The following is an 11,714-nucleotide window of genomic DNA, read 5'->3' as shown; positions in this document are numbered from 1 at the left end:
AACTCTCGACCTCAACCTTGGCAAGGTTGCGCTCTACCAACTGAGCTACTGCCGCTGAAAGAGCCGCCATTATAGGCGCCAAAAAGACGAAGTCAACGACTTTCGCAAGGCAGCATGTTCATCGGCCTTACCGGCTGCGCTTCATGAGCTCCGGCCAGGCACAGCGCATGTAGTAGCCCATCGACCACAGGGTAAGCACCGCGGCAACGTAAATCAGCAGCGTGCCGAGCTGGAGGCTGTCGAAACCGAGCACCGGAGCTTCGAACAGCAGCAGCGGAATCGCCGACATCTGGGCTGCCGTCTTGAGCTTGCCGACAAAAGCCACCGCGACGCTGCCGGCTGCACCCACCTTGGCCATCCATTCGCGCAGCGCCGAGATGGTGATCTCGCGCCCGATGATGACCAGCGCGATGAGGGAGTCGACCCGCCCGAGCTGCACCAGCACGATCAGCGCCGCCGCAACCATGAGCTTGTCGGCCACCGGATCGAGGAAGGCGCCGAAGGCCGAGGTCTGGCCGAGGGAGCGGGCCAGGTAACCGTCGAACCAGTCGGTCACTGCGGCAACGATGAAGGTCAGCGTCGCAATCAGGTTCTTGTCTTCCGGGGAAATGGCGTTATCCGGAAAATAGTAAATGCCGACGAAAAACGGGATCAGCGCGATGCGCGCCCAGGTGAGGGAGTTGGGAATATTGAGGGGCATGTCGGCGTTCGCTGGCTATCGCAACGAATTGTATATCTGTTCGGCAAGTTGACGGTTGATGCCTTCGACACGGCAAAGATCCTCGACCGTGGCGTTACGCACACCATCTATGCCGCCAAAGGTGGCCAGCAACTTGCGGCGCCGGGTCGGGCCGATTCCGGCGATGTCTTCGAGACGGGACGTGTTGCGGATCTTGGCGCGCCGTGCCCGGTGGCCGGTGATCGCAAAACGGTGGGCTTCGTCGCGGATCTCCTGGATGAGGTGCAGGGCCGGCGCATCCGGACGCATGTGCACCGGATCGCGGCCGTCGGGAAAAACGAGTTCCTCCAGGCCCGGCTTGCGGCTCTCGCCCTTGGCGACGCCGAACATCATGATGTCCAGCCCGAGTTCGGCCAGCACTTCACGGGCAACGCCCATCTGGCCCTTGCCCCCGTCGATGAGGATGAGATCGGGACGCACGCCCTCCCCGGCCGCCACTTTTTCGTAGCGCCGGGTGAGCGCCTGGCGCATCGCGGCGTAGTCGTCACCGGGGGTGATGCCAGCGATGTTGTAGCGACGGTATTCGGACTTCTTCATGGCCTTGCCGTCCCACACCACGCAGGAGGCCACGGTCGCCTCGCCCATGGTGTGGGAAATGTCGAAACACTCGATGCGGCTGGGTGTATCCGCCAGGGCCAGGGCCTCGCGCAGGGCCTCGAGGCGTGCCTCGCCGCGGGACGACTCCTGCTCGCGGGCCAGCAGCGCCAGGCCGGCGTTGTTCTCGGCCATGCCCATCCAGGCACGCTCGTTCTCGAAGCGGGCCGCGACCACCGGCACCTTGCCTTCGACGATTTCGTCCAGCGCCTCCTTGACCGTTGCCGGTTCGAGGTTGACGAGAATCTTGCCGGGCAACGGGTGATCGAGGTAATGCTGCTCGACGAAAGCCACCAGCGCATCCAGCGGCGCGCAGCCCTGGGCATTGCTCGGAAAAAGCGGCCGGTCACCCAAGTGGCGCCCGCCGCGGATCATCGCCAGGTTGACGCACACCATGCCGCCCCGCTCCACCGCGGCCAGCACGTCCACGTCCTCGTCCCTGGCGCTTTCGACGAACTGCTTGTGCAGCACGGCCTGCAGGTTGCGGATCTGGTCGCGATAGACGGCGGCCTTTTCGAAGGCCAGCGCATCGGAGGCGGCCTGCATGCGTTGCGACAGATCGTCCACCACATCGCTGTGGCGACCGCTGAGAAACAGGCTGGCCAGCTGCACATCGGCGGTGTAGGCGTCCTTGTCGATGAGCCCGACGCAGGGCCCCGTGCAGCGCTGGATCTGGTGCAGCAGGCAGGGCCGCGAACGGTTGCTGAAGGTGGTGTCCTCGCAGGTGCGGAGGCGAAAAATCTTCTGCATCAGGTGCAGGGTTTCGCGCACCGCCCAGCTATTTGGAAACGGGCCGAAGTAGCGCACGCCCTTGCGGAAACCCCCGCGGTGATAGTAGATCTGCGGAAAGTCGCCAGCTGACAGGGCGATGTAGGGATAGGACTTGTCGTCCCGGAACAAGATGTTGTACTTGGGCCCCAGGCTCTTGATGAGGTTGTTTTCGAGGATCAGCGCCTCGGCCTCGGAGCGGGTGGCAGTGGTATCCACGCGCGCCACCTGCCCGACCATGATGGCGATGCGGGGGCTGAGCTGGGTGCGCTGGAAATAGGACGACACCCGCCGCTTGAGGTTCTTGGCCTTGCCGACATACAGCACCGACTCGTCGGCACCGATCATGCGGTAAACACCCGGCTCTTCGGTCAGGCTGCGCAGGAAGGCCTTGGCGTCAAAGCTCACGATGAATCGCCCTGGTAAAGCTCAGCCGAGAGCCAGCATGCTGTCGCGGGCCGCACAATACGGCGCCCAGCCGGCGAGGGTCGCCCGGTCGTCCGGGGCGCTGCCCGGGCGCGGACGCAGCGCCGCGATACGGGCGCTGCTGGCGCTGCTCACGTCGGGCTTCCAGCGGTCGAGAAGCTGCACGGCAAGATCGGGCCGGTTGCACACCAGCACCATGTCGCAGCCAGCGCCATGGGCGGCTTCGGCGCGGGCCACGATGTCGCCGGCCACGCTTGCCCCTTCCATCGTCAGGTCGTCACTGAAGATGACGCCCCCAAAACCCAGCTTGCCGCGCAATACCTGCTGCAGCCAGAACGGCGAAAAACCGGCCGGGCGCGGATCAATGTTCTCGAAGATGACATGGGCCGGCATCACGCCGCCCAATTCATCGGCGAGCAGGCGGAACGGCTGGATATCCTCGGCCCACACCGCCTCGAAGCTGCGGCCATCGACGGGAATCGCCACGTGGGAATCCGCCGTCACGGCGCCGTGGCCAGGAAAGTGCTTGCCCACCGCACGCATGCCGGCATCGCCCAGGCCGGCGACAACGGCGCGGGCGAGTTCGGTGGCAACCAGCGGATCGCGGTGGAAGGCCCGGTCACCGATCACCGAACTGACGCCGTAGTCGAGATCCAGCACCGGCGCGTAGCTCAGATCGACGCCATGGGCGCGCAGCTCGGCCGCCAGCACGAAGCCGGCCTGGCGGGCACGGGCCTTGGCCACGGCAGGATCGGCCTCCCAGGCTTCGCCAAGCCGGCGCATGGCCGGCAGGCGGGTGAAGCCATCACGAAAACGCTGCACGCGGCCGCCTTCGTGGTCGACGGAAATCAGCACGTCGGGCCGCGATGCACGAATGGCTGCGGTGAGTGCGCGCAGCTGCTCGGGCTCGGCGTAGTTGCGGCCAAACAGGATGACGCCGCCGACCAGTGGGTGCTGCAGAATTTCGCGCTCTTCAGCGGTGACTTCATAGGCAGCCACGTCGAGCATGACCGGACCGGGTTGGGCGTGGGATGGCTTCATGATTTTTCGATGATGGCAAAGGCGACGACGTAGTCGACTTCGTCGGAGAGGCTCAGGTGGGCATTCAGGCCGCGCACCCGCATGTAGTCTGCCAGCGCCGGCGAATATTCGAACAGCGGCTTGCCGAGCGCATCGTGCCCGACCCGCACGGCGTGCAGTGTGGCAGGCGCGGCAACGCCGGTGCCGAGGGCCTTGCCGAAGGCTTCCTTGGCGGCAAAGCGCTTGGCAAGCAGACGGGCCGGATCGCGGGCGGCGTCGAAGGCCGGGCGCTCGGATTCGTCGAGAATGCGGGCGGCGAAGCGGGCACCGTGGCGCGTCAGGGCGTCGCCGAGGCGCGCCACCTTCACGATGTCGGTGCCAACGCCGTGGATCACGCCTTGAGACCGCGATCGGCGGCTTCGCGCATCAGGCGCTTCATTTCCTTGACGGCTTCGCGCAGGCCGGTGAAGACCGAACGGCTGACGATGGAGTGGCCGATGTGCAGCTCGCGGATGCCCGGCAGGCGGGCGATGGGCTGGACGTTGTAGTAATTGAGGGCGTGGCCGGCGTTGAAGCGCAGGCCGAGGGCCCGGATCGCCTCGCCCGCGCGGGCAAGCTTGGCGATTTCGGCCAGCACGGCCGGGCTTTCGGCATCGCGGCCCGCAGCATGAAAGGCGTGGGCATACGGCCCGGTGTGAACTTCGCAGACCCCGGCACCGATACGGGCCGCCGCTTCGACCTGGGCAATTTCGGCGTCGATGAAGACGCTGACGATAATGCCGACATCGGCGAGGCGCGCCACGGCGTCCTTCAGGCGAGCCTCCTGGGAAACGATATCCAGCCCGCCTTCGGTGGTCACTTCATGGCGGCCTTCGGGCACGAACATCGCCATTTCCGGCTTGAGCCCGCGGGCGATGCCGACCATTTCGTCGGTGGCGGCCATTTCGAGGTTGAGCTTGATCTGGGTGAGGTCGCGCAGCTTGCGCACGTCGTCATCCTGGATGTGGCGACGATCTTCGCGCAGATGCACGGTGATACCGTCGGCCCCGCCGAGGTGGGCTTCCACCGCAGCCCACACCGGATCCGGCTCCCAGGTGCGACGGGCCTGGCGCAAGGTGGCCACGTGGTCGATGTTGACGCCGAGTTCGATCAAGACGGTTCTCCGGGAAAGGCGAAAAGTTCGGTAAATACCCGACGCGACTGGAGCTGCTGCCCGCCGAGGTAGTGCTGGATGAGCCGGCGCATCAGCGCCTTGCTTCCGGCCAGGGATTCCGTGTCACGAAAATCGCCGGCAGCCATGTCGAGCAGGGTTTTGCCGGCCACGACCGACGGGTCGTCGAAGCCGTATTCGTCAAGGGGCACCGGGCCGCGCTCGATTATATAGGCGTACCCGGCATCGACCCGGACCGGCTCGCCATTGGCGTCCACGTCCAGCGGCATGCCGTAGCCGAGTTCCTGCAGCAGGGCCAGCTCGAAGCGGCGCAACACGACTTCCTGGGATTCACTGGCAGCCAGCGCCCGCAAAGCCTCGCCGTAGGCCTGGTGCAGGCGGGGATGGGCATCCTCCCGCGGCATGAGGCGCATCAGGAGTTCGTTGGCGTAATAAGCACACAGCAGCGCCTGGCCGCCGAGTAGCGGCTGACCGCCCATCCACTCGGCGCGCACGAGGGTTTTCATTTCGCCGCCGCCACTCCAGTCGATCAGCAGCGGCTGGAAGGCCATCAGTACGCCGCGCAACTGCGACATGGGCCGGCGCGCGCCCTTGGCAACCAGACCGACGCGGCCATGGTCGCGGCTGAAGACTTCGACGATGAGGCTGGTTTCCCGATAGGGATAACTGTGCAGCACGAAGCCCGGCTGCTGGTCGATGCGCTGCCTGGCAGTCACGGGCGTTCCGTGCAGGAATTACTCGTAGCCAAGGCTCTTGAGCGCCCGCTCGTCGTCCGCCCAGCCACTCTTGACCTTGACCCACACTTCAAGGAAGACCTTGGATTCAAAGAGCTTTTCGAGTTCGACGCGGGCTTCGGAAGCGATGCGCTTGAGGCGCTCGCCGCCCTTGCCGATCACCATCGCCTTGTGGGCGTCACGATCGACAATGATCGCGGCATGAATGCGGCGCAGACCGGGTTCGGCCTCGAACTTCTCGATCTCGACCGTCATGCCATAGGGCAGCTCCTCGCCGAGCTGGCGGAACAGCTTTTCGCGCAGGAATTCGGCAGCAAGAAAGCGCTCGCTGCGGTCGGTGATGTCGTCCGCGTCGAAAATCGGATCACCTTCGGGGAGGTAGGGGCCGGCCGCCTTCAGCAACTGATCGGTATTGCGACCCTTTTCGGCGCTGACGGGCACGATCTCGGCGAAGGGGAAGACCTCGCTCATCTTTTGCATGAAGGGCAGCAGACGACCCTTGTCTTCGAGCAGATCGACCTTGTTAATGACGAGGATGACCTTGGCCTCCGGCGGCAACAGCTTGACAACCTGCTCATCGGCCGGGCCATAGCGGCCACTCTCGATGACGAAGAGCACCAGGTCCACGTCGGACAGCACCTGGGTGACGGTGCGGTTCATGGCCCGGTTGAGGGCATTTTTGTGCCGCGTCTGGAAGCCCGGGGTGTCCACGAAGATGTACTGGGACTGACCTTCGGTCAGCACGCCGGTAACCCGGTGGCGGGTCGTCTGGGCCTTGCGCGAGACGATGCTGATCTTCTGGCCGATAAGGCGGTTGAGCAGCGTGGATTTGCCCACATTGGGGCGGCCGACGATGGCGACGAAGCCGGTGCGGAAAGGCTGGTCGGCGGCGGTATTGGATTCAGTCATTTCTTGGGCAGAAGTTCCAGCATCCGCTGGGCGGATTGCTGTTCGGCAGCGCGGCGACTCACGCCGATGCCGCGGGTATTGAGGTTGAGGCCGGCGATCTCGCACTCGACCTCGAATTCCTGCTGGTGCGCCTCGCCGCGGGTGTTGGCGAGAGAATATTTCGGCAGCGCCATACGCCGGCCCTGCAACCATTCCTGCAGGGCGGTTTTCGGATCCTTGAGGGCGCGGGCAGGATCGAGTTCGGCAAGGGACGCCGCGTAAAGCTTGTCGATGACCGTCTTGGCCTCGGCAAAGCCTGCGTCGAGGAAAACCGCCGCAAAAATCGCCTCCAGCGCGTCGGCCAGAATGGACGGACGGCGGTGGCCGCCACTTTTCAGCTCGCCGTCGCCCAGACGGAGGTATTCGCCGAGTTGCAGGGTATCGGCAAGACGGTGAAGGGCTTCCTGGCGAACCAGGTTGGCGCGCAGGCGGGACATTTCCCCTTCCCGCAACTCGCCGCCGAAGCGCTCGAACAGGGCGATGGCGGTGACGCAGTTGAGCACACTGTCGCCGAGGAACTCGAGCCGTTCGTTGTGGGGAGAGCCGAAACTTCGATGGGTGAGCGCCTGCTCGAGGAGTTCCGGCCGGGAAAAGCGATGGCCGATGGCCCGCTGCAGGACTTCCAGCTTCATGGGAGAGACTTAGTGCCCGTCAGGAGACGAGGCGGAAAATTCGATCATCAGGCTCACGTTGGAGAACAGCGGAACCTTGCGGGAGTAATCAACCGACATCACGATGCGCCCGTTTTCCTTGGTGATATCCACGTCGGAGGCGGTGATGCTGGAAATGTCATCGACGATCGCACGCTTCGCGAAAGCATTGCGCAACTCGGGAACCGTCGCAGTTTGCGGATTGGCTGCGCCCGCCACCGAGGCGAGCGCACGCTTGATGCCAAAATATTCAGAGACCACCGGAACCAGTCTGAGCCCAAGCAGCACGACGGCGGCCGCCATGCTGCCGACCAGCAATACACCAACGAGACTCAGGCCAGACTGACTTTTTCGCGTCATGATCAATGAAAACTGCCGATCCGTTTCAGGTCGTTGAAATTGAACCAGATGAAGAATGCCTTGCCGACAATGTTCTGTTCAGGGACGAAACCCCAGCCACGACTGTCGAAACTTCCATCCCGGTTGTCACCCATCATGAAATAGTGACCGGCCGGAACGGTGCAGGAAAGGCCGCGATTAGTATAGGTGCAGTTGTCGCGGAACGGGTACTTGATGGTCTGCGAAACAGAAGCCGGTGCGTCATTCTCCACGATGACCTTGTGCTCGACTTCGCCCAGTTTCTCGGTGAAGCTTGGCGAGTAGTAAAGGCGGTCGGTATGGAGATAATCACCGGCGGGTGACTGGCGCATCGCCACGCCGTTGATGGTCAGCTTCTTGTCCACGTACTCGATCTTGTCGCCGGGCAGGCCGACAACACGCTTGATGTAATCCAGCGAAGGGTCGGCTGGAAAACGGAACACCATCACGTCGCCACGCTGCGGAAGATTGACGTCGATGATCTTCTTGTTGATGACCGGCAGGCGGATGCCGTAGGTCCATTTGTTCACCAGGATGAAGTCTCCGACCAGCAGGGTCGGAATCATCGAGCCGGACGGAATCTTGAACGGCTCCACGACAAACGAACGCAGGCTGAAAACCACCAGGATCACGGGGAAAAAACTCGCACCGTACTCGACCCACCACGGGGTTTTCGAGCCGATGCTGCGGCGCTTGCTCGCCACGAAGTGATCCAGCACCCACAGGGCGCCGCTCACGACAAGCAGCATGAAAAGAATCAGGGCGAAATTCACGCAACCACTCCTGCCAGCCGGCTTAACACCGGCTTATTTGCCTTCATCGACCCGCAGCACGGCCAGGAAGGCCTCCTGCGGAATTTCCACGTTGCCAACCTGCTTCATGCGCTTCTTGCCCTCTTTCTGCTTCTCGAGGAGCTTCTTCTTCCGCGTAATGTCGCCGCCATAGCACTTGGCCAACACGTTCTTGCGCAGGGCCTTGATGGTTTCGCGGGCCACGATGTTCGACCCGATGGCCGCCTGGATGGCGACGTCGAACATCTGGCGCGGAATCAATTCGCGCAGCTTGGCCACGAGTTCGCGCCCCCGGTACTGGGAGTTGGCCCGGTGCACGATGATCGACAGCGCGTCGACCTTCTCGCTGGACACCAGCACATCGAGCTTGACCAGATCGGCCGCACGATATTCCTTGAACTCGTAATCGAGCGACGCGTAGCCACGGGAAACAGACTTCAACTTGTCGAAGAAGTCCATCACCACTTCGTTCATCGGCATGTCGTAGATCAGCTGCACCTGGCGACCGTGGTAGAGCATGTCCACCTGCGAGCCGCGCTTCTGGTTGCACAGCGTGATCACCGAGCCGACGTATTCCTGCGGCAGGAAGATCACGGCCTTGATGATCGGCTCACGCACTTCCTCGACCTTGGACAGATCGGGCAGCTTGGACGGGTTGGAGATCTGCTCGACCACGCCGTCCTTCATCAGGACTTCGTACACCACGGTCGGCGCCGTGGTGATGAGGTTCATGTCGAACTCGCGCTCGAGACGCTCCTGCACGATTTCCATGTGCAAGAGGCCCAGGAAGCCACAGCGGAAGCCGAAGCCCAGCGCCTGGGAGACTTCCGGCTCGAACTGCAGCGAGGCGTCGTTGAGACGCAGCTTTTCGAGCGACTCACGCAGCTGGTCGTATTCGTTGGACTCGACCGGATACAGGCCCGCGAAAACCTGCGGCTTGATTTCCTTGAAACCCGCCAGCGGCTCGGCGGCCTTGTTGCCGGCGAGGGTGATCGTGTCGCCCACCTTGGCGGCCTTGAGTTCCTTGATACCGGCGATGATGAAACCCACCTGACCGGCGGAAATCGACTCTCGCGGCTGGGATTTGGGCGTGAACACGCCAACCTGCTCGCACAGTTGCTGCGTGCCGGTGGACATGAACATGATCTTGTCCTTGGGCTTGAGCGTGCCATCGACGACCCGCACCAGCATGACCACGCCAACGTAGTTGTCGAACCACGAGTCGATGATCAGCGCCTTCAGCGGTGCGGCCGGATCGCCCTTGGGCGGCGGAATGCGTGCGATGACGGCTTCGAGGATGTCCTCGACACCCATGCCGGTCTTGGCAGAACAGGGAATCGCGTCGCTCGCGTCGATGCCGATGACGTCCTCGATTTCCTGCTTGGCGCCTTCGGGGTTGGCCTGAGGCAGGTCCATCTTGTTGAGAACCGGCACCACCTCGACGCCCTGCTCCAGCGCGGTATAGCAGTTGGCGACGGTTTGCGCCTCGACCCCCTGGGACGCGTCGACCACCAGCAGGCCACCTTCGCAGGCAGCCAGGGAGCGCGACACTTCGTAGGAGAAGTCCACGTGCCCCGGCGTATCGATGAGGTTGAGGTTGTACACCTGGCCGTCGCGGGCGCGGTAGCTCAGCGCCGCAGTCTGGGCCTTGATGGTGATGCCCCGCTCGCGCTCGATATCCATCGAGTCGAGCACCTGGGACTCCATCTCGCGGGCGGAAAGTCCGCCACACAATTGAATGATCCGGTCGGCCAGGGTGGATTTACCGTGGTCGATATGGGCAATGATCGAAAAGTTTCTTATATGTTGCATAGGCCATGAAAAAGGGTGCCGTGGGGCACCCTGAAAAAATTTGTTTGCCTGGCAAAGACTTGCATTCTAACCGATACGCCGGAAATGAGCACGGACCGCGGCTTCGTCGAGAAAGTAGTGACACACTTCAATCTCGCCAGCCAGCACCACCGGCACCTTCTCGCTCCACACCGCCTCCAGTTCAGGGAAGGCATCCACGTCTACAACCTTCACCGCAAAACCGATTTCCTGCTGCAAGGGCCGCAACGCATCCAGCAGGTCGTGGCACAGGTGGCACCACTCCCGGCTCAGCACGGTCAGTTCGAAATCAGCGCTCAAGGGTTCGCAGGGGAACAAAGGTCTGGAACTCGCCACGCAGCACCAGCACGGTCACCGTCTGGCCCGCATCAAGGGCTCCGACGACCCGGTTGAAGTGCTCCACAGAGCGGAGATCGATGCGGACGCCCTTGCTGACCAGCGCCAGGATTGCGTCCCCGGCCTGGATCTCGGAGGCCCGCGCCGAAGCACTGCGCAGGGCATCCACGACAACGCCACCAGCACCCAGGCGCCCGTCACGGCGCTGCTCGGCCGTTGCCTCGACGACGGCGAGGCCGAGCTTGTTAGGCGCAACATCCGGGCGGGGCGCCCTTGCCACCACCTTGCGGGCACGATCTTCGGGCAACTCGGCCACGACGACCGCAAGTTCCTTGAATGCGCCCCTGCGCCACAACTGAACCGGCGCCTTGCTACCCGGCCGGGTGCTCCCGACAATCCGCGGCAAATCGCTGGACACACTCACCGGGCGATGGTCGAAGCGCAGGACGATGTCGCCCTGCTCGATGCCGGCCTTGTCCGCCGGGCTGCCCTTCTCCACGCCACTGACCAGCGCCCCGACCGGCGTGCCGAGCTTGAAGCTGTCGGCGAGTTCGCGGGAAACCTCCTGGATCACAACGCCGATCCGCCCCCGCTGGACACGACCACCCACCCTGAGTTGCCCCTGCACATCCATGGCCACATCGATGGGAATGGCGAAAGACAAGCCCATGAAACCGCCCGTCCGGCTGTAGATCTGTGAATTGATTCCGACCACTTCGCCTTTCATGTTGAACAGCGGACCACCCGAGTTGCCCGGATTGATCGCCACATCGGTCTGGATGAAGGGCACGAAATTTTCTTGCGGCAGCGAGCGCCCCTTGGCGCTGACGATACCTGCCGTCACCGAGTTCTCGAAACCGAAGGGCGAGCCAATGGCCACGACCCAGTCGCCAACCCGCAGCCGGCCCGGATCACCCAGCGTCACCCGCGGCAATCCGCTCGCATCAATCTTGAGAAGCGCCACGTCGGTGCGCGGATCGGCACCGATAAGGCGTGCGGCGAATTCGCGCTTGTCAGTGAGCTTGACGATGATCTCGTCTGCCCCCTCGACCACATGGGCATTGGTCAGGACATAGCCGTCAGCCGAAACGATGAAACCCGACCCGAGCGAGCGACTGTCGGGCTCAGCCCGCGGAGCTCCCGGATTGCGGGGAATGAAACGCCTGAAGAAGTCGAACATGGGGTCGTCTTCTTCCAGACTCGGGATACTCCTCCCCTGACGGCCGGCCTGGGTCGTGCTGATATTGACCACCGCCGAGCCCTGGCGCTCGGCCAGATCGGCAAAGTCGGGCAAATCCCTGGCGTAACCGGCCTGCGGAATCACCAGAG

The 11,714-nt window shown here is 63.4% G+C and carries 13 protein-coding genes; all 13 read right to left on the bottom strand.

What is annotated here, in order from left to right; all coding sequences use genetic code 11:
- Positions 1-127 precede the first annotated feature (127 nt).
- The 13 genes from pgsA to Q1W26_RS20870 all read right to left on the bottom strand — a co-directional run bounded on the left by pgsA (position 128) and on the right by Q1W26_RS20870 (position 11,709).
- Positions 128-700, bottom strand: a complete 573-nt coding sequence (pgsA, locus tag Q1W26_RS20930; protein WP_300444685.1) for a CDP-diacylglycerol--glycerol-3-phosphate 3-phosphatidyltransferase — start codon at positions 698-700, stop codon at positions 128-130.
- A 15-nt stretch (positions 701-715) separates the two neighbouring features.
- Entirely contained in the window at positions 716-2,509 is a 1,794-nt protein-coding gene (gene uvrC / locus Q1W26_RS20925) for an excinuclease ABC subunit UvrC (protein WP_300444682.1), read from the bottom strand.
- A 21-nt stretch (positions 2,510-2,530) separates the two neighbouring features.
- A complete protein-coding gene (gene nagZ / locus Q1W26_RS20920; protein ID WP_300444680.1) occupies positions 2,531-3,568 on the bottom strand; it encodes a beta-N-acetylhexosaminidase in 1,038 nt (345 codons plus the stop codon).
- Positions 3,565-3,942: a holo-ACP synthase gene (gene acpS, locus Q1W26_RS20915; protein WP_300444678.1), complete on the bottom strand. Its 378-nt coding sequence runs from the start codon at positions 3,940-3,942 to the stop codon at positions 3,565-3,567. Before acpS ends, nagZ begins: the two co-directional genes overlap by 4 nt.
- Positions 3,939-4,700 carry a pyridoxine 5'-phosphate synthase gene (locus Q1W26_RS20910; RefSeq protein WP_300444675.1) on the bottom strand — a complete coding sequence of 254 codons (762 nt, stop codon included), beginning with the start codon at positions 4,698-4,700 and terminating at the stop codon, positions 3,939-3,941. The genes acpS and Q1W26_RS20910 overlap by 4 nt, the downstream gene beginning before the upstream one ends.
- The gene (recO, locus tag Q1W26_RS20905) at positions 4,697-5,434 is read right to left on the bottom strand and encodes a DNA repair protein RecO (RefSeq protein WP_300444673.1); all 738 of its coding nucleotides are present in this window, start codon (positions 5,432-5,434) and stop codon (positions 4,697-4,699) included. The genes Q1W26_RS20910 and recO overlap by 4 nt, the downstream gene beginning before the upstream one ends.
- Before the next feature lie 18 nt (positions 5,435-5,452).
- On the bottom strand, positions 5,453-6,361 hold the full coding sequence (gene era, locus Q1W26_RS20900; RefSeq protein ID WP_300444671.1) for a GTPase Era: 909 nt from the start codon (positions 6,359-6,361) through the stop codon (positions 5,453-5,455).
- A complete protein-coding gene (gene rnc, locus Q1W26_RS20895) occupies positions 6,358-7,032 on the bottom strand; it encodes a ribonuclease III (RefSeq protein ID WP_300444668.1) in 675 nt (224 codons plus the stop codon). Before rnc ends, era begins: the two co-directional genes overlap by 4 nt.
- A gap of 9 nt (positions 7,033-7,041) precedes the next feature.
- On the bottom strand, positions 7,042-7,410 hold the full coding sequence (locus Q1W26_RS20890) for a DUF4845 domain-containing protein (RefSeq protein ID WP_300444690.1): 369 nt from the start codon (positions 7,408-7,410) through the stop codon (positions 7,042-7,044).
- A 2-nt stretch (positions 7,411-7,412) separates the two neighbouring features.
- Positions 7,413-8,201, bottom strand: a complete 789-nt coding sequence (lepB, locus tag Q1W26_RS20885; protein ID WP_300444665.1) for a signal peptidase I — start codon at positions 8,199-8,201, stop codon at positions 7,413-7,415.
- A 33-nt stretch (positions 8,202-8,234) separates the two neighbouring features.
- Positions 8,235-10,031: a translation elongation factor 4 gene (lepA, locus tag Q1W26_RS20880; RefSeq protein WP_300444662.1), complete on the bottom strand. Its 1,797-nt coding sequence runs from the start codon at positions 10,029-10,031 to the stop codon at positions 8,235-8,237.
- Positions 10,032-10,097: 66 nt separating this feature from the next.
- Entirely contained in the window at positions 10,098-10,349 is a 252-nt protein-coding gene (locus Q1W26_RS20875) for a glutaredoxin family protein (RefSeq protein ID WP_300444659.1), read from the bottom strand.
- Positions 10,339-11,709 (bottom strand): DegQ family serine endoprotease, encoded by a 1,371-nt coding sequence (locus tag Q1W26_RS20870; protein WP_300444656.1) that lies wholly within the window; start codon positions 11,707-11,709, stop codon positions 10,339-10,341. The genes Q1W26_RS20875 and Q1W26_RS20870 overlap by 11 nt, the downstream gene beginning before the upstream one ends.
- Between the last annotated feature and the right edge of the window lie 5 nt (positions 11,710-11,714).

The sequence above is a fragment of the Zoogloea sp. genome, from assembly GCF_030157465.1.
Lineage (GTDB): Bacteria > Pseudomonadota > Gammaproteobacteria > Burkholderiales > Rhodocyclaceae > Zoogloea.
The sequence above is the reverse complement of the archived record's forward strand: the minus strand, read 5'-3'. Positions and strand labels throughout refer to the sequence as shown.